17 protein-coding genes are annotated in these 17,994 nt (G+C 70.0%); 13 read left to right on the forward strand and 4 right to left on the reverse strand.

Annotated features, from left to right (window positions below):
• The first annotated feature begins 177 nt into the window (after positions 1–177).
• The 4 genes from ACQKQD_RS20255 (at position 178) to mmsB (ending at position 5,399) form a co-directional block, all read left to right on the forward strand.
• Positions 178–927: an SDR family oxidoreductase gene (locus ACQKQD_RS20255; RefSeq protein WP_020093489.1), complete on the forward strand. Its 750-nt coding sequence runs from the start codon at positions 178–180 to the stop codon at positions 925–927.
• Positions 928–1,470: 543 nt separating this feature from the next.
• A complete protein-coding gene (chvE, locus tag ACQKQD_RS20260; protein WP_427509384.1) occupies positions 1,471–2,544 on the forward strand; it encodes a multiple monosaccharide ABC transporter substrate-binding protein in 1,074 nt (357 codons plus the stop codon).
• 99 nt (positions 2,545–2,643) lie between these two features.
• On the forward strand, positions 2,644–4,179 hold the full coding sequence (mmsA, locus tag ACQKQD_RS20265) for a multiple monosaccharide ABC transporter ATP-binding protein (RefSeq protein ID WP_427509385.1): 1,536 nt from the start codon (positions 2,644–2,646) through the stop codon (positions 4,177–4,179).
• Entirely contained in the window at positions 4,176–5,399 is a 1,224-nt protein-coding gene (gene mmsB, locus ACQKQD_RS20270) for a multiple monosaccharide ABC transporter permease (RefSeq protein ID WP_427509386.1), read from the forward strand. The genes mmsA and mmsB overlap by 4 nt, the downstream gene beginning before the upstream one ends.
• Before the next feature lie 211 nt (positions 5,400–5,610).
• Here mmsB and ACQKQD_RS20275 read toward each other — a convergent pair whose 3' ends face one another.
• A complete protein-coding gene (locus ACQKQD_RS20275; protein WP_026604982.1) occupies positions 5,611–6,582 on the reverse strand; it encodes a polyprenyl synthetase family protein in 972 nt (323 codons plus the stop codon).
• Positions 6,583–6,617: 35 nt separating this feature from the next.
• Between ACQKQD_RS20275 and mtgA the strand changes: the two genes are divergently transcribed.
• Together mtgA and ACQKQD_RS20285 are read left to right on the forward strand one after the other, a co-directional pair.
• On the forward strand, positions 6,618–7,388 hold the full coding sequence (gene mtgA, locus ACQKQD_RS20280; protein ID WP_427509421.1) for a monofunctional biosynthetic peptidoglycan transglycosylase: 771 nt from the start codon (positions 6,618–6,620) through the stop codon (positions 7,386–7,388).
• Between the two features lie 62 nt (positions 7,389–7,450).
• Positions 7,451–8,095 (forward strand): hypothetical protein, encoded by a 645-nt coding sequence (locus ACQKQD_RS20285; protein WP_091680081.1) that lies wholly within the window; start codon positions 7,451–7,453, stop codon positions 8,093–8,095.
• Positions 8,096–8,144: 49 nt separating this feature from the next.
• On the opposite strand, the gene ACQKQD_RS20290 is transcribed toward ACQKQD_RS20285, so the two are convergent.
• Complete coding sequence (locus ACQKQD_RS20290) at positions 8,145–9,383, reverse strand: argininosuccinate synthase (protein WP_020093496.1); 1,239 nt, start codon at positions 9,381–9,383, stop codon at positions 8,145–8,147.
• A 212-nt stretch (positions 9,384–9,595) separates the two neighbouring features.
• Between ACQKQD_RS20290 and ACQKQD_RS20295 the strand changes: the two genes are divergently transcribed.
• The 7 genes from ACQKQD_RS20295 to ACQKQD_RS20325 all read left to right on the forward strand — a co-directional run bounded on the left by ACQKQD_RS20295 (position 9,596) and on the right by ACQKQD_RS20325 (position 16,490).
• Positions 9,596–10,222, forward strand: a complete 627-nt coding sequence (locus ACQKQD_RS20295) for a 2-hydroxychromene-2-carboxylate isomerase (RefSeq protein WP_091977073.1) — start codon at positions 9,596–9,598, stop codon at positions 10,220–10,222.
• Between the two features lie 129 nt (positions 10,223–10,351).
• Complete coding sequence (locus tag ACQKQD_RS20300) at positions 10,352–11,050, forward strand: DsbA family protein (RefSeq protein ID WP_056522497.1); 699 nt, start codon at positions 10,352–10,354, stop codon at positions 11,048–11,050.
• Between the two features lie 216 nt (positions 11,051–11,266).
• Positions 11,267–11,839, forward strand: coding sequence for a F0F1 ATP synthase subunit delta (locus ACQKQD_RS20305; RefSeq protein WP_020093499.1), 573 nt, complete (start codon positions 11,267–11,269; stop codon positions 11,837–11,839).
• Positions 11,840–11,893: 54 nt separating this feature from the next.
• Entirely contained in the window at positions 11,894–13,426 is a 1,533-nt protein-coding gene (gene atpA, locus ACQKQD_RS20310) for a F0F1 ATP synthase subunit alpha (protein ID WP_354454275.1), read from the forward strand.
• A 134-nt stretch (positions 13,427–13,560) separates the two neighbouring features.
• Positions 13,561–14,451, forward strand: coding sequence for a F0F1 ATP synthase subunit gamma (locus ACQKQD_RS20315; protein WP_056522491.1), 891 nt, complete (start codon positions 13,561–13,563; stop codon positions 14,449–14,451).
• 42 nt (positions 14,452–14,493) lie between these two features.
• On the forward strand, positions 14,494–15,948 hold the full coding sequence (gene atpD, locus ACQKQD_RS20320; protein WP_020093502.1) for a F0F1 ATP synthase subunit beta: 1,455 nt from the start codon (positions 14,494–14,496) through the stop codon (positions 15,946–15,948).
• Positions 15,949–16,088: 140 nt separating this feature from the next.
• Positions 16,089–16,490, forward strand: coding sequence for a F0F1 ATP synthase subunit epsilon (locus tag ACQKQD_RS20325; RefSeq protein WP_020093503.1), 402 nt, complete (start codon positions 16,089–16,091; stop codon positions 16,488–16,490).
• A 7-nt stretch (positions 16,491–16,497) separates the two neighbouring features.
• Here ACQKQD_RS20325 and ACQKQD_RS20330 read toward each other — a convergent pair whose 3' ends face one another.
• Entirely contained in the window at positions 16,498–17,736 is a 1,239-nt protein-coding gene (locus ACQKQD_RS20330) for a CCA tRNA nucleotidyltransferase (protein WP_427509387.1), read from the reverse strand.
• On the reverse strand, positions 17,733–17,990 hold the full coding sequence (locus tag ACQKQD_RS20335; RefSeq protein WP_020093505.1) for a DUF6111 family protein: 258 nt from the start codon (positions 17,988–17,990) through the stop codon (positions 17,733–17,735). The genes ACQKQD_RS20330 and ACQKQD_RS20335 overlap by 4 nt, the downstream gene beginning before the upstream one ends.
• Positions 17,991–17,994: the final 4 nt, after the last annotated feature.

The raw sequence follows: 17,994 nt of genomic DNA on the forward strand, positions 1-17,994 counted from the left end.
CCTGCCGACGAACCCTGCCCCATCGTTCCGTTCCCGTCCCCGTGTCTTTCGACCACCATAGCGCATGGCGGCCGCCGGTACGCCCCGTGACCGCGGCCCGCATCTGAAACGCCGACGCCTTCGCGCGGCGGCGGCCATCCGCTACAGGCGGTGAAACACCGGAACCGGGAGGAACGCATGTCGGGGCTTGAGCGGATCGCGATCGTGACCGGGGCCGGGACGGGTGTCGGCAAGGCCGCCGCCCTGGCGCTCGCCGACGCCGGATGGCGCGTCGTCCTCTCGGGGCGGCGTCAGGCTCCCCTCGAGGAGGTCGCCGCGCGGATCGGTCACGGGGCCCTGGCGGTCCCGACCGACGTGACCGATCCCGACTCGATCGCCGCCCTGTTCGCGCGCACCAAGGCGGAGTTCGGCCGGCTCGACCTGCTGTTCAACAATGCCGGGATCGGCGCTCCGGCGGTCCCGCTGGAGGATTTGCCCCTCGAGACCTGGCGGCAGGTGGTCGACACCAACCTCACGGCGCTGTTCCTGTGCACGCAGCACGCCTTCCGGATCATGCGCGACCAGGATCCCCGGGGCGGCCGGATCATCAACAACGGCTCGATCTCGGCCCACGCGCCCCGACCGAACTCCATCGCCTACACGGCGACCAAGCACGCCGTGACCGGGCTGACCAAGGCGACCTCCCTCGACGGCCGGGCCTACGACATCGCCTGCGGCCAGATCGATATCGGCAACGCCGACACGCCCATGGGCGGCAAGATGAAGGCCGGCGTCCCGCAGGCGGACGGCTCCCTGCGGGCCGAGGCGGTGATGGATCCGGACCATGTCGGTCAGGCCGTGCTGTCCATGGCGAGCCTGCCGCTGGAGGCCAACGTGCAGTTCATGACCATCATGGCCACCAAGATGCCGTTCGTCGGCCGCGGCTGAACCAACGCGGTTTCCGGGCCCGCGCGACGACGCCGCGCTGAACTGCTTGGCGGCACGGACACGCGATCCGGCCTGCCCTGATCCGATCGAGCGGACCGGTCATCGCCGCCGTGCCGATCGGCCGGCCGCGCCCCGTGGCCCGCGCGACCCCATCGCGCTGACCGGCGATCGAAACTCGGACCTGAACCCGCGGCGCGCTCCACACACACCTGAGACCGCGCCGCGAGACGGGGCGCCGCGCGTGCCGATTGACGGCCCGTTTTATAACTCATACAAATCTAACGCCCGAGCTTCGCGGGGCGCGGGCCTGGCCTTCGAAGAGGCTGCCGGCGGCGCCTGTATCGCGCCGCCGCCTGCCGACCCGGCCGAGTTCGCCGGATCGGCTCCAGCAGAAACCGACGGGCGGGCACTGGATGGAGGTCGGCCCTACACCGATTCAGTTGAGGATCAGTTCTTAAATATAAGACAATCAATCGACTGCACAGAAAAATGGACGCGCTTCAATTTAAGCCAAAGTCCGGCTGTGAATAGATAGGGGGGATTATGTTTGCCAGGCAGACGGTTCTCAAATACATCCTGGGCCTGTCGCTCCTCGGCGTGTCCGCCGCGACATCCGCGCAGGCGGCCGGCGGGGATCCGATCGGGGTCGCCATGCCGACCAAGTCGTCGCAGCGCTGGATCGACGACGGCAACAACATCGTCAGGCTTCTGAAGGCCAAGGGCTACAAGCCGGATCTGCAATACGCGGACGACGACATCCCGACCCAGCTCGCCCAGATCGAGAACATGCTCACCACCGGCGTGAAGATTCTGGTGATCGCTTCCATCGACGGCACGACCCTCAGCGATGTGCTGTCGAAAGCGAGCGAGCGCGGCGTCAGGGTCATCGCCTACGACCGGCTCATCCGGGGGACGGCGAACGTCGATTACTACGCCACCTTCGACAACTACAAGGTCGGCGTTCAGCAGGCGACATCCATCGTCGACGCCCTCGGCCTGAAGGACGGGAAGGGGCCCTTCAACATCGAGCTGTTCGGCGGTTCGCCCGACGACAATAACGCATACTTTTTCTACGACGGCGCCCTGTCGGTGCTGAAGCCCTACATCGACGCGAAGAGGCTCGTTGTGCGCTCGGGCCAGTTCGGCATGGACAAGGTGTCCACCCTGCGCTGGGACGCCGCGACCGCCCAGGCGCGGATGGATAACCTGCTCTCGGCCTATTACGGCAACGCCCATCTGGATGCCGTGCTCTCGCCCTACGACGGCATCTCCACGGCGATCCTCTCGTCGGTGAAGAGCGTGGGCTACGGGTCGGGCGGCGTGAAGCTGCCGGTGATCAGCGGCCAGGACGCCGAGCTGCAATCGGTCAAGTCGATCATCGCCGGTGAGCAGACGGCGACGATCTTCAAGGACACCCGGGACCTGGCCAAGGTGACGGTGGCGATGATCGATGCCATCGAGGCGGGCCGACAGCCCGAGGTCAACGACGTGAAGACCTACGACAACGGCAAGAAGATCGTCCCGTCCTACCTGCTCACGCCGGTGATCGTCACCCGGGCCAACTGGAAGCCGGCCCTGATCGACACGGGCTACTACACGCTCGACCAGCTCAAGTGACCGATGCCGGGGCGGAGCCCGGTCGCTCCGCCCGATCCGATCCCCGCCGCGACGACCGTCGCGCGGGCCGAACGTGCAGTCCGAGCTGGTAGGCGCCGCATGCAGCCCGTTCTCGAAATGCGGGGAATCACCAAGACCTTCCCCGGCGTGAAGGCCCTCTCCGACGTCAACCTGACCGTCGAGCCCGCCGAGATCCTCGCCCTGGTCGGCGAGAACGGCGCGGGGAAGTCGACGCTGATGAAGGTGCTGAGCGGCGTGTATCCCTACGGGTCGTACACGGGCGACATCACCTACGAGGGGCGGCCGGGCCGCTTCCGGGACATCACGGACAGCGAGCGCCTCGGCATCGTGATCATACACCAGGAACTCGCCCTGGTGCCGTACCTGTCGATCGCCGAGAACATCTTCCTCGGCAACGAGCCGGCCCGGTTCGGGGTCATCGACCGGGATCGTGTCCAGGCCCGCGCCCGCGCGCTGATGGCGATGGTGGGGCTCGACGAGAGCCCCGACACCCTCGTCACCCATCTCGGGGTCGGCAAGCAGCAGCTCGTGGAAATCGCCAAGGCGCTCTCCAAGGAGGTGAAGCTCCTGATCCTCGACGAACCGACCGCGTCGTTGAGCGAGACCGACAGCGAGGCCTTGCTGCAGCTCCTGCTGCGCTTCAAGGCGCAAGGCATCGCCTCGATCCTGATCTCCCACAAGCTGAACGAGATCGCCAAGGTGGCCGACCGGATCACGGTCCTGCGCGACGGCAGCACCGTCGAGACCCTCGACTGCCGCGGCGGCGCGATCGACGAGGACCGCATCATCCGGGCGATGGTCGGCCGCACGCTGGAGAGCCGCTACCCCGTCCGCACGCCGCGGATCGGCGCGGTGCTGATGGAGGTGCGCGACTGGACGGTCCACCACCCCGTCCACGCCGACCGGGCGGTGGTGCGCGACGTCGACCTGAGCCTGCGCCGGGGCGAGATCGTCGGGATCGCGGGCCTGATGGGCTCGGGCCGGACCGAGCTCGCCATGAGCCTCTTCGGCCGGTCCTACGGCCGGGACATCCGGGGCACGGTCCGGATCGAGGGTGTCGAGGTCGACGTCTCGACGATCGACCGGGCGATCGCGGCCGGCCTCGCTTACGTCACCGAGGATCGCAAGCAGCTCGGGCTCGTGCTGGGCGAGGACATCGCCCGGAACACCACCCTGGCGAATTTGCCCGGGATCTCCACCGCCGCGGTGATCGACGAGGCGGCCGAGTACCGGGTCGCGACCGGCTACCGCACCAAGATGCGCATCCGCTCCGTCGGGGTGACGCAGCAGACCGTGAACCTGTCGGGCGGCAACCAGCAGAAGGTCGTGCTGAGCAAGTGGCTGTTCACCCGGCCCAAGGTGCTGATCCTCGACGAGCCGACCCGCGGCATCGATGTCGGCGCGAAGTACGAGATCTACAGCATCATCAACGAGCTGGCCGAGGACGGCCGCGGCGTCCTCGTGATCTCCTCAGAGATGCCGGAACTGCTCGGCCTCTGCGACCGCATCTACGTGATGAACGAGGGGCGCTTCGTGGGCGAATTCGACCGCGCCGAGGCCGGCCAGGAAGCGATCATGCGCGCCATCATGCGCTCCAGGGGGCTGAACGGATGACCGACATCACAGTGAGCAAGTCCATGAGCCCCGGCAGCGACCTCGTCCCGGCATCCGCGAGCGCGGCCGGGACGCGGCGCGGCCGCCTGCCGATGGCGCAGCTGCGCGCCTACGGGCTCGTCTTCGCGCTGGCGGCGATCACGCTGTTCTTCGAGGTCGCGACGGGCGGCGTTCTGTTTCAGCCGCTGAACCTGACCAACCTGATCCTCCAGAACAGCTACGTCGTCGTGATGGCGCTCGGGATGCTGCTGGTCATTGTGGCCGGGCATATCGACCTGTCGGTCGGCTCGGTGGTCGGTTTCGTGGGGGCGCTCGCCGCCCTGCTGATGGTCCGCTTCCACGTCGACCCGTTCTCGGCGGCCGTCCTGTGCCTCGCGGTGGGCGCGGTCATCGGCGGTCTGCAGGGCTACTTCGTGGCCTACCTCGCCATCCCGAGCTTCATCGTCACCCTGGCCGGCATGATGGTGTTCCGCGGCCTGACGCAGGTGCTGCTGCAGGGGGCCTCCATCGGACCGTTCCCGGAGGTGTTCCAGCTCCTCGCCAAGGGCTTCCTCGTCAACGGCGCCGGACCCTGGACCGCCGTCCTGATCGCCGCCGCGCTGGTCGCGACGCTGACCGGGCTGAACTGGCGACGGCGGCAGGCGCGGCTGCGGAACGGGAGCCCGGCCGAGTCCCCGGCGGCGTTCATCGGCCGCAACGGCGTGACCGCCATCCTGATCCTGGCCTTCGCCTGGCAGATGAGCGCGTACCGGGGCCTGCCCAACGTGCTCCTCGTGCTGCTGGCGCTGGTGACGCTCTACGGCTTCGTGACGACGCGGACGACGATCGGGCGCCGGATCTACGCGCTGGGCGGGAACATCAAGGCCGCGCGCCTCTCGGGCATCAAGACCGAGCGGCTGACCTTCCTGACCTTCGCCAACATGGGCGCGCTGGCGGGCCTCGCCGGCATGATCTTCGTCGCCCGGCTCAACACCGCGAACTCGAAGGCCGGCGTCGGGATGGAGCTCGACGTGATCGCCGCGTGCTTCATCGGCGGCGCCTCGGCGGCGGGCGGCATCGGCAAGGTCTCGGGTGTCGTGATCGGCGCCTTCATCATCGGCATCATGAACAACGGCATGTCGATCCTGGGGATCGGCGTCGACTGGCAGCAGGTGATCAAGGGTGTCGTCCTGCTCGCCGCCGTGTGCCTCGACGTCCACAACAAGACCACCCGGCTCTGACCGGCGCCGCGCGCTCCGCGGTCCCGCCTCCGGTTCGGATGGCCCCGATCGGGACGGCGCGGGTCCGCCTCGCGGAGGGTGTCGATCCGGCGGTGCCGCGATCGCTTGTGGCGTGCCTCGCGTGGTCGTGGCGCAGTATTCGCGGAGGTCGGGCCGCCGGGCCCGGCCCGGCCGCCCGAGGCGGCGGCCGGGTTTCCCCCGCCCGGCGCGATCAGGTCTTGCGGGCGACCGTGAAGCGGGCGGCGTCGCGCAGGACGCGGGCGCCCTCCCCCCAGGACGACACCGCGTCCTCGCAGACGCCGACGAGGCGGTCGCACTCGGCGCGGGCCCCGTCGATGCCGAGACGGTCGACGAGCGTCGCCTTGCCGGCATCCTTGTCCTTGCCGGTGGCCTTGCCCATGGCCTCGGGCGAGGCCTCCCGGTCGAGGATGTCGTCGGCGATCTGGAAGGCCTGCCCCAGGGCGAGGCCGTAGCGCAGGAGTGCGGCCTGCTGGTCCTTGTCGGCACCGCCGACGATCGCGCCGGCCTCCACCGAGAAGGCCAGGATCGCGCCGGTCTTCATCGCCTGCATCCGCAGGGTGTCGTCCACGTCCATGTTGGCCGCGCCGAACCGACCCTCGGCGGTGAGGTCGAGGAGCTGGCCGCCGACCATGCCGCCGAGGCCCGAGGCCCGGGCGAGGCCGAGCACGAGGTCGGCGCGGATGCGCGCATCCGGCTGCCAGGTCGGGTCGGCCACGATCTCGAAGGCCAGCGTCTGCAGGGCGTCGCCGACGAGGATGGCGGTGGCCTCGTCGTAGGCCTTGTGGACCGTGGGCTTGCCGCGGCGCATGTCGTCGTCGTCCATCGCCGGCAGGTCGTCGTGGACGAGGCTGTAGCAGTGGACCAGCTCGACGCCGGCGCCGGCCGCCAGCGCGGCGGCCTCGGAGCCGCCGAGCATCCGGGCGGTCTCGATGGCCAGGAACGGCCGGAGGCGCTTGCCGCCGCCGAGCACGGCGTGCCGCATGGCCTCCATCAGGCGGGGCGGCCGGGCGATCTCGCCGGCGCCGACCGCGGGGCCGAGCCGCTCGACCAGGAAGGTCTCGACCGTGCCGGCGACCTCCGTCAACCTGTGGGTAAAATCGGCGGCCGGCGTGACTGCCTTGACCGAACCGGTCGGTGCCTGCGTTGAGGGGGTCGGGGTCATCGGGCTTACGTCCGGTCCTGGCCTTGCGAAAACCAATCGGGTGTCAGTTGGGCGGGGACGGACTCACGGTGGACGGGGCTCGACGCAGGCGGGAGACGGCAGGTCGCGACCTCCCGCTCGCGCGCCCGCGCCGTTCCCGTCGCGTCCGACAGCTTGTGGGAGCGCTGCTGCTGCTCCCCGCCGTCGGGTTCGTCCTCGCGCTGACGTTGGCGCTCGTCTATAGCGCGGTGATGCCGCCGTCGACCCTGATGCTGGGACGGTGGTTGACGCTTCAGCCGGTGAGTCGGGATCCGGTCCCGCTCTCCGCCATCGCGCCGGCCCTGCCCCAGGCCGTGATCGCCTCGGAGGATCAGCGCTTCTGCCTGGATCACGGCGTCGATTTCGGCGCGATCCGCGACGTGGTCGAGGACGAGGATTCCCCGAGCCGCGGCGCCTCCACGATCGCCATGCAGACGGTGAAGAACGTCTTCCTGTGGCCCGGCCGCTCCTACATCCGGAAGGCCATCGAGATCCCGTTGGCGCTGGCGCTCGACACGCTCTGGGGCAAGCGCCGGATGATGGAGATCTACCTCAACGTCGCCGAGTGGGGCGACGGGATCTACGGCGCGCAGGCCGCGAGCCGGCACTGGTTCGGCAAGGACGCGAGCCGGCTGACCCGCAACGAGGCCGCCCTGCTCGCCGCCGTGCTGCCGAACCCGATCACCCGCAGCGCCGGCCGGCCCTCCCCCGGGGTGCGCCGCCGGGCCGCGCGGATCCAGGCGATGATGGGACAGATCGACGGCCTCACGGGCTGCTTGCGGCGGTAGCAGGGGGCGACTCGCCTCTGTAAGACGGGCCTTCCAAGCGTGAGAGCCGGGACCGATACACGATGAGCGATGCCGTCTACGACCTGAGCCTGGAGCGCATCGCCCTGATCCGCCGGATGGTCGTCGCCTGGGACGGCGCCGAGCCGGGGGCGCCGACCATCCACCCGGCTGCCCCCTATGGCAGCCTCGACCGCGACGGCGACATCGCCAACGTCACCGGCGACGACGAGGGCGCCGAGGAGGAGCACCGGTCGCTCGAGGACGGCCTCGCCGTCTTCGTCCAGAACGGGCAGCTGAAGCCGGGCCGGTACCAGTACCACAACGGTCTGGCCAAGCTCGATCCGGGCGCCGTGGGCGACGTCTTCCGGGACGCGGCCACCGGCGAGACCCCGGACCTGATCACCTTCGCGGTGACGCCCGAGCACCTCGCGCTGATCCCGCAGCTGAATATCGGGTGGAACGCCGAGCAGGGGGTGCCGCGCGTCGACCCGGAGCGGCCCTACGGCGCGGACGGCGCCTACACCGCGGCGATGAAGCGCCTTCTCGCCGCCGTGCCGGGCGCGGCCGCGAACGACGACGAGGACGCGGAGACCCGGCTCGTGCGCCTCCATCGCGAATTGCAGCCGGCCCTGCAGATCTTCCTGCGCTACGCCGATCTCGGGCCCGGCGACTTCCGTCGGGCCGCCGAGCGCTGGCTCCCCGCCTGACGGCTACCTCCGGTCGCGGCCGCCCGCACGGCGGCGACCGGCACCGGGCTCAGCCCTCGCGCTTCTTGCGCTGGGCCAGGGTGCGCAGGCGCAGGGCGTTGAGCTTGATGAAGCCCGCCGCGTCGCGGTGATCGTAGGCGACGGCGCCCTCCTCGAAGGTCACGAGGTCCTGGTCGTAGAGCGAGTGCGGACTCTCGCGGCCGATCACGTGGACGCCGCCCTTGTAGAGCTTCAGCCGCACCGTGCCGGTGACCTTCTCCTGGCTCTTGTCGATCAGGGCCTGGATCATCTCGCGCTCCGGCGAGAACCAGAAGCCGTTGTAGATCAGTTCGGCGTATTGCGGCATGAGCTGGTCCTTGAGGTGCGCGGCCCCTCGGTCCAGCGTGATCGACTCGATGGCGCGGTGCGCCGGCAGCAGGATCGTGCCGCCCGGCGTCTCGTACATGCCGCGGCTCTTCATGCCGACGAAGCGGTTCTCCACCAGGTCGAGCCGGCCGATGCCGTTGGCGCGGCCGAGTTCGTTGAGCTTGGTCAGCAGGCTCGCGGGCGACAGAGCCTCGCCGTCGATCGAGACGGCATCGCCGCGCTCGAACCCGATCGTGATGACCGTCGGCTGGTCGGGCGCCTCCTCGGGGGAGAGCGTGCGCGAGTAGACGTAGTCCGGCACCTCGACGGCCGGATCCTCCAGCACCTTGCCCTCCGATGAGGCGTGCAGGAGGTTGGCGTCCACCGAGAACGGGCTCTCGCCGCGCTTGTCCTTGGCGATCGGGATCTGGTGCTGCTCGGCGAAGGCGATGAGCTGCTCGCGCGAGCGCAGGTCCCACTCGCGCCAGGGTGCGATCACCGTGACGTCGGGCTTCAGCGCGTAGTAGCCGAGCTCGAACCGGACCTGATCGTTCCCCTTGCCGGTGGCGCCGTGGCAGACCGCGTCGGCGCCGACGCGCTCGGCGATCTCGATCTGCTTCTTGGCGATCAGCGGGCGGGCGATCGAGGTGCCGAGCAGGTAGACGCCCTCGTAGACGGCGTTCGCCCGGAACATCGGGAAGACGTAGTCGCGGACGAATTCCTCGCGCAGGTCCTCGATGTAGATGTTCTCGGGCTTGATGCCGAGCAGCTCCGCCTTGCGGCGCGCGGGCTCCAGCTCCTCGCCCTGGCCGAGATCGGCCGTGAAGGTGACGACCTCGCAGCCGTAGGTGGTCTGCAGCCACTTCAGGATGATCGATGTGTCGAGGCCGCCGGAATAGGCCAGCACGACCTTCTTCACGGGGCTCTTCGCGGGGACGGACATGGGACTTCCGGAACTGGGCGAGGGATCTGGCTCGGCGTTTGCGGCTTATCGCGGGTGTCACCGGCCTGCAACCGGCGCGCCGCCTCGCGCGTAGCCGAGATGCCGGAGGATCGGCCGCGTTTCGCCTCACGACGGCCTTGCGGTTGTGTCAGAAACGGCGCGGGCGTTGCAGGTCGTCATCGCCGCGAGAGTGCATCGGAGAAGCGAAGTCTATGGCGCGCCAGCCAATTCTGGAGTTCTGGTACGAATTCGCCTCCACCTACTCCTACCTCGCGGCCATGCGCGTCGAGGCCGCCGCCGCCGAGGCGGACGTGGCGATCCGGTGGCGCCCCTTCCTGGTCGGGCCGCTCTTCGCCGCGCAGGGCTGGACCACCTCGCCGTTCAATCTCTACGCGGCCAAGGGCAAGAACATGTGGCGCGACGTCGAGCGCGAGGCCGCCAGCCTCGGCCTGCCGCCGGTGACGCGCCCCGCCCAGTTCCCGCAGAACAGCCTCAGCGCGGTGCGGGTCGCGATCCTCGGCCAGGACCAGCCGTGGCTGGTGCCGTTCTCGAAGGCGGTCTTCACCGCGAGCTTCGCCGAGGGCCGCTCGATCGCGGAGCCGGCGGCCGTCGCGGAGATCCTCGATTCGCTCGGGCTCGACGGCACGCAGACCGTGCGGGCCGCCGCCGCCGAGGCCAACAAGACGAAGCTGCGGGTCAGCGTCGAGGAGGCGCGCTCCCGCGGGATCTACGGGGCGCCGACGTTCCTGGTCGACGACGGCGAGCTGTTCTGGGGCAACGACCGGCTCGAGCAGGCCCTGGCTTGGGCGACCGGCGACCGGCCGAAGGGGCTGCGCTAGGCCGCGCCCGCCGCGCGGTAGCGCGACGTTCACGGCCGCTCGGCCATGAAACCGACTCGACCCCCTGGTTCTGGTCCGGCTCCGCTTCGGCGCGGCCGGAGCGGGACAGCGATGCCCCGGACGAGTCCCATGCCTGTTTCGAAGCCTGTCTCGCGACGTCTCCTGCTCGCCGCAGCCGCCACCTTCGGTGCCGGCCTGACCGGCGCCTCCGCGCAATCCTACGGCCAGCGGGTCGCGGTGACGGGCGACGACGGGCGCGCGGTGGCGAACTCGATCCTGCCGGGCGAGATCACCGGGCAGATCCCGGCCCTGCGCGGCGTGACCTATGTCGGGCCGCGGGATGCCGGGACCACGCTCTACGAGTTCTTCGACTTCAACTGCCCGTACTGCCGGAAGGCGGCCGCCGACGTGGTCGCCCTGCACGACAGCGATCCGGAGCTGCGGATCGGGCTTGTCCACAACCCGATCCTGTCGCCGCAATCCGCCCAGGCCGCCAAGGTGATGCTGGCGGTGCAGCGCAAGCTCGGCTCCGAGGCCGCGTGGCGCTTCTACCAGACGCTGCTGGGCAAGCCCGGCCGCATCGACGGGCCCGGCGCGCTCGCCGTCGCCGCCACGATGGGGATCCCGCAGGCGGAGGTCGAGGAGATCGCCGACAGCGAGGAGGTGCGCGCGGCGCTGAAGAGCCAGATGCGGATGGCCGCGGATCTCGGCCTCTACGCGACGCCGTCCTACGTGATCGGCAACAGCGGGATCCTCGGGCATCCCGGCGCCGGCGCCATGGCCAAGATGATCGCGAGCGTGCGGCGCTGCGACCGGCTCGCCTGCTGAGGCGGGACCCGCGTCACACTTCCGCCGTCCTGACGCGCAGCGACGGGCGCCTGCCGTGTTGCGCGCGGCCATGCTGGCATGCTAGGCGGTCGCCGCGCCGCGAGGACAGTTCTCGACCTGTCCGTTGCCGGCGCGATCCCACGTCCCGAACGGTCTCGCACCGCGCTCCAGCCGGAGCGCGCGGAGCGGACGGGCAACCAGAGAAGAGAGCGACGGGTGGCGCAGAACGGTTCCGAGGCTGGTCCCCTGGTCGCAGGCGTGGCGGGCCGGTACGCTTCCGCCCTGTTCGAGCTCGCGCGCGACGAGCGCCAGGTCGACGCGGTCGCCGAGTCTCTCGATCAATTCGACACGCTGCTGAAGGAGAGCGCGGATCTCCGCCGCCTCGTCCGCAGCCCGGTCTTCAGCGCCGAGGAGCAGGCGGCCGCCATCGGCGCCGTGCTCGACAAGGCGGGCATCGGCGGCCTCGCCGGCAATTTCATCCGCCTCGCGGCCTCGAACCGCCGGCTCTTCGCCCTGCCCGACATGATCGACGCGTTCCGGACCCTGGTCCAGGACTCGAAGGGCATCGTGCGCGCTCAGGTCCGGGTGGCCGAGAAGCCCTCCGACGCGGTGATCGAGGAGATCAAGGCGTCGCTGCGCGACATCGCCAAGGCCGATGTCGCCGTCGACCTCGTGGTCGATCCCAGCCTGATCGGCGGCCTCGTCGTGAAGATGGGCTCGCGCATGGTCGACGCCTCTCTCAAGACCAAGCTCAACGGTATCCGCCTCGCGATGCGGGCCGCGCGGTAAGCGCCCCCATCCGACCCGAACACGCATAGACGCATCAGCGACAGAGGCCCGAGTATGGACATCCGCGCCGCCGAGATCTCCGCGATCCTGAAAGAGCAGATCAAGAACTTCGGCGAGGAGGCCGAGGTCTCCGAGGTCGGGCAGGTCCTGTCCGTCGGCGACGGCATCGCCCGCGCCTACGGCCTCGACAACGTCCAGGCCGGCGAGATGGTCGAGTTCGAGTCGGGCGTGCGCGGCATGGCCCTGAACCTCGAGCAGGACAACGTCGGCATCGTGATCTTCGGCTCCGACCGCGAGATCAAGGAAGGCCAGACCGTCAAGCGGACCGGCGCCATCGTGGACGTGCCGGTCGGCAAGGGCCTGCTCGGCCGCGTCGTCGACGCCCTCGGCAACCCGATCGACGGCAAGGGCCCGATCCAGTCGACCGAGCGTCGCCGCGTCGACGTCAAGGCCCCGGGCATCATCCCGCGCAAGTCGGTGCACGAGCCGATGGCCACGGGCCTGAAGGCGATCGACGCCCTGATCCCGGTCGGCCGCGGCCAGCGCGAGCTGATCATCGGCGATCGCCAGACCGGCAAGACCGCAATCGCCCTCGACACGATCCTGAACCAGAAGCCGGGCCACACCGCCGGCGGTGACGAGAAGGCCAAGCTCTACTGCATCTACGTCGCCATCGGCCAGAAGCGCTCGACGGTGGCCCAGTTCGTTAAGGTCCTGGAGGACCAGGGCGCGCTGGAGTACTCCATCGTCATCGCCGCCACGGCGTCCGACGCGGCCCCGATGCAGTTCATCGCGCCGTTCGCCGGCTGCGCCATGGGCGAGTACTTCCGCGACAACGGCATGCACGCCGTGATCGTGTACGACGATCTCTCCAAGCAGGCCGTGGCCTACCGCCAGATGTCGCTGCTGCTGCGCCGCCCGCCGGGCCGCGAGGCGTATCCGGGCGACGTGTTCTACCTCCACAGCCGCCTGCTCGAGCGCGCCGCCAAGATGGGCGACGCCGCCGGCAACGGCTCGCTGACCGCGCTGCCGGTCATCGAGACCCAGGCCAACGACGTCTCGGCCTACATCCCGACCAACGTGATCTCGATCACCGACGGCCAGATCTTCCTCGAGACCGACCTGTTCTACCAGGGCATCCGCCCGGCGGTGAACGTCGGCCTCTCGGTGTCGCGGGTGGGCTCCTCGGCGCAGACCAAGGCGATGAAGAAGGTCGCCGGCAAGATCAAGGGCGAGCTCGCGCAGTACCGCGAGATGGCCGCCTTCGCGCAGTTCGGCTCGGATCTCGACGCCTCCACCCAGGCCCTCCTGAACCGCGGCTCGCGGCTCACCGAGCTCCTGAAGCAGCCGCAGTTCTCGCCGCTGAAGATGGAAGAGCAGGTCGCGGTGATCTACGCCGGCGTGAACGGCTACCTCGACAAGATGCCGGTGACCAAGGTCCGCCCGTTCGAGGACGCGCTGCTCTCGACCCTGCGCTCCAAGCACAAGGACCTGCTCGACTCGATCGCCGCCTCCAAGGACCTGTCGGACGAGAATGCCGGCAAGCTGAAGAGCGTCGTCGAGAGCGTCGCCAAGTCGATCGGCTGATGTGAGGCCCCTCCCCGCGGGGAGGGATCTTGGGTGGTGCGGGGGGATCCCGGTCCCCGCCGCACCGCCCGAACTTCCGGCTCCTTCCCGCCGAGGGAAGGAGAGGCCCATAGAACGGACCTGGACCTCACCCGATGGCGAGTTTGAAGGACCTGCGCAACCGCATCACCTCGGTGAAGGCGACGCAGAAGATCACCAAGGCCATGCAGATGGTCGCCGCCGCCAAGCTGCGCCGGGCGCAGATGGCCGCCGAGGCGGGCCGTCCCTACGCCGAGAAGATGTCGGCGGTGCTCGGCAACCTCGCGGGCAACCTCGTCGGCGGCGTCGGCGCCCCGCGGCTCCTGTCCGGGACCGGCTCCGAGCAGACGCACCTGCTCGTGGTGTGCACGGGCGACCGCGGCCTCGCCGGCGCGTTCAACTCGTCGATCGTCCGCCTCGCGGTGCGCGAATACGCCCAGAAGCTCGCCGCCGAGGGCAAGACCGTCAAGATCATGACGGTCGGCAAGAAGGGCCTCGACGCGCTGCGCCGGCAGTACCGCGACCAGATCGTCGAGAGCATGGATATCCGCGGCAACCGCCCGGTGGATTACGAGTTCGCCGCCTCGATCGCCGACAAGATCCTGACCCGCTTCGAGAACGGCGAGTTTGATGTCGCGACCCTGTTCTACTCCGAGTTCCGCTCGGTCATCTCGCAGATCCCGACCGCGCAGCGCCTGATCCCCGCGGAGCTGCCGGCGGTCGACACGACCGCGAAGGCGGCCGCCGGCAACGCCGCCCTGGAATTCGAGCCGTCCGAGGAGGCGATCCTCGAGACGCTGCTGCCGAAGAACCTGACGGTGCAGATCTACCGGGCGCTCCTGGAGAACGCCGCCTCCGAGCAGGGCGCGCGCATGAGCGCCATGGACTCGGCGACCCGCAACGCGGGCGAGATGATCAAGAAGCAGACGCTGATCTACAACCGGACGCGTCAGGCCATGATCACCAAGGAACTCATCGAGATCATCTCGGGTGCGGAAGCCCTCTGAGGCACCGCGACCCGACCGCACAGCTTGAAGGGTAGGTTAACGATGGCGAACACCGCACTCCCCGGCACCGGCTCCAACAAGGTCGGCAAGATCACCCAGGTCATCGGCCCCGTGGTCGACGTGCAGTTCGAGGGCCACCTGCCCGAGATCCTGAACGCGCTGGAGACCAAGAACAACGGCGCCCGCCTCGTCCTCGAGGTGGCCCAGCAGCTCGGCGAGAACACCGTCCGCTGCATCGCCATGGACACGTCCGAGGGCCTGACCCGCGGCCAGGAGTGCACCGACACCGGCGAGCCGATCAAGGTTCCGGTCGGCATGAACACGCTCGGCCGCATCATGAACGTCATCGGCGAGCCGATCGACGAGGCCGGTCCGGTCCAGGCCGACACGTTCCGCGCCATCCACCAGCCGGCCCCCTCCTACGCCGAGCAGTCGACCGAGGCCCAGATCCTCGTCACCGGCATCAAGGTGGTGGACCTGCTCGCCCCCTACGCGAAGGGCGGCAAGATCGGCCTGTTCGGCGGCGCCGGCGTCGGCAAGACCGTGCTGATCATGGAGCTGATCAACAACATCGCCAAGGTGCACTCGGGCTACTCGGTGTTCGCCGGCGTGGGTGAGCGCACCCGCGAGGGCAACGACCTCTATCACGAGATGATCGAGTCCAAGGTGAACGTCGACCCGAAGGAGCACGGCTCCGCCGAGGGTTCGAAGTGCGCCCTGGTCTACGGCCAGATGAACGAGTCGCCGGGCGCCCGCTCGCGCGTCGCCCTGACCGGCCTGACCATCGCCGAGCAGTTCCGCGACGACGGCCAGGACGTGCTGTTCTTCGTCGACAACATCTTCCGCTTCACGCAGGCGGGCTCCGAGGTGTCGGCGCTCCTCGGCCGCATCCCCTCGGCGGTGGGCTACCAGCCGACGCTCGCCACCGACATGGGCGCCCTCCAGGAGCGCATCACCACCACGACCAAGGGCTCGATCACCTCGGTGCAGGCGATCTACGTGCCGGCCGACGACCTGACCGACCCGGCGCCCGCCGCCTCGTTCGCTCACCTCGACGCCACGACCGTGCTGTCCCGCTCGATCGCCGAGAAGGGCATCTACCCGGCGGTGGACCCGCTGGACTCGACCTCGCGCATGCTGTCGCCGGCGATCCTCGGCGAGGAGCACTACGACGTCGCCCGCCGCGTCCAGCAGACCCTGCAGCGCTACAAGGCTCTCCAGGACATCATCGCGATCCTGGGCATGGACGAGCTGTCCGAGGAGGACAAGCTGACCGTGGCCCGCGCCCGCAAGATCGAGCGCTTCTTCTCGCAGCCCTTCTCGGTGGCCGAGGTGTTCACCGGCTCGCCGGGCAAGCAGGTCGCCCTCGAGGACACCATCAAGGGCTTCAAGGGCCTGGTGAACGGCGACTACGACGACCTCCCGGAGGCCGCCTTCTACATGGTTGGCACCATCGAGGAGGCCCAGGAGAAGGCCAAGAAGCTCAAGGCCGCGTAAGACGACACCCCCTTCCCCGCGCGGGAAGGGGACAGAGGCCGCGCGGGCGACCCTGACCGGTGCCGTCCGCGCAGCCTTTTTCCGAGACGCTCCGCCCGCTTGGCGGGGCGCGCGCCGCCGATCCGGGAACACGTCAGGCCATGGCCACCTTCCACTTCGATTTCGTCGGCCCCGAGCGGACGCTGTATTCCGGCGAGGTGACCGCCGTTCAGCTGCCCGGCACCGAGGGCGAGATGACCGTGATGCCGGGCCACGCGCCCGTGCTGACCTCCCTCCGGGTCGGCGTCATCGTGATCACCGAGAGCCAGGGCAGCGGCAAGCGGATCTACGTCCGCGGCGGCTTCGCCGATATCGGCCCGACGGCCGTGACCGTGCTGGCCGAGCGCGCCGCCCCGATCGAGGAGCTGACGCACGAATCCCTCGACCGCGACATCGAGGCGATCGAGATGCAGCGCGACGCCACCGAGGACCTGCAGAAGCGCGAGGAGCTGAACGGCCAGATCGTCCAGCTCCAGGAGACCAAGGCGCTCCTGAAGCTCTGAGCCTCGTTCAGCGGGCGCTCTCCAGCGCCCGCGCCAGCAGGTCGGCCCGCGCTGCCGCGTCCGTCGGGCAGCCCCGCTCCAGCCAGATCCTCCGCGCCGCGGCCAACCCGCGCCCGATCCCGGGCCCCGGCGCCACACCGGCCGCGACGAGATCCGCCCCCGCCAGGGGAAAGGCCGGCGACGCCCCTTCCCCCTCCAGAGCCCGCAGGGCCGCCCGCGCCGCCTCCGTCACGGCGGGCCGCGGCTCTCCGGCCAGGATCGCCAGCGCTTCGGCCAGGCACGACAGGCCGTGCTCCGCCGCCAGGGCTCGCGCCGCGACCGCGTCCAGCACCGCGCATCCGTGGAGATCGGCCAGCGCCCCGGCGTAGCCGAGCAGCTGCCCGTGCTCGCTCTTCGACAGGCGCAGCCGCGCGCGCAGCCGGTCGGCGTCGTGCCGGGCGCCGACGGCGAGGGCTGCGAGGCGCGTCACCGGAGGCAGGCCCGCGGCTGCGGCCCGTTCCAGCCGCCCGAGCTCCCCGACGCCGCCGGTGATCCGCGGCAGCAGCCCGGTCGTGCTCAGCGTCGTCACCATGGCCGCGCCGCCGGGGGCCGCGAGCAACTTCAGGAATTCCGCGCGCACGCGCTCGCGAGAGAGCCGGTCCAGGCTGTCCCGCGCGGCCACGCAGGCCGCCAGGGCCGCGGCGTCGGGCGCGCCGGCTCCGAACCGCGCATGGAAGCGAAAGAAGCGCAGGAGCCGCAGCGCGTCCTCGCGGATCCGGGTCGTGGGGTCGCCGATAAAGCGCACCCGCCCGGCCGCGAGGTCGGGCCTGCCGCCCACCGGGTCGTGCAGGGTTCCGTCGGCGCTGAGGGAGAGCGCGTTGACGGTGAAGTCGCGGCGCTCGGCGTCGCGGAGGAAGTCGCTGCCGAAGCGGACGACGGCGTGACGCCCGTCGGTCTCGACGTCCTCGCGCAGGGTCGTGACCTCGATCGGCCCGTCCTCGGTCACCAGCGTGATGGTGCCGTGCTCGATGCCGGTCGGCACCGCCTTGAGGCCGGGCGCTCGCTGCGCCGCCCGCATCACCGCCTCGGGCCGGTGCGTCGTCGCCATGTCGATGTCGGCGGTCGGCGCGCCGAGGAGCGCGTCGCGGACGCAGCCGCCGATCAGGCGGGTCTCCGCGCCCGGCGCGTCCAGGGCCGCGAGGACGCGGCGCACGCCCGGGCGCTCGAGCAGGGCCGCCAGCCCCGCCGGATCGAGGGCGCGGCTCACCGGAAGCCACCGGGTACGAGGCGGCCGTTCTCCATGTGGGTCGGCACGTAGCCCCCGGGACGGCGCTCCGAGAACAGGCCCTCGTAGACGAGGGTGCCGATCACCACCGCCAGCCCGGCCAGGACCAAGCGGAACAGGTGCGCGTCCCAGTGCACCCGGCGCAGGGGATTGCGACCGGACAGCAGCAGGTAGACGAGGAACAGCGCGAAGGGGATGAGGAAGAGGCCGAACTCTTCGAGGATGCGGCGGAGCATGCGG

Source organism: Methylobacterium sp. NPDC080182 (genome assembly GCF_050281105.1).
Classification (GTDB): domain Bacteria; phylum Pseudomonadota; class Alphaproteobacteria; order Rhizobiales; family Beijerinckiaceae; genus Methylobacterium.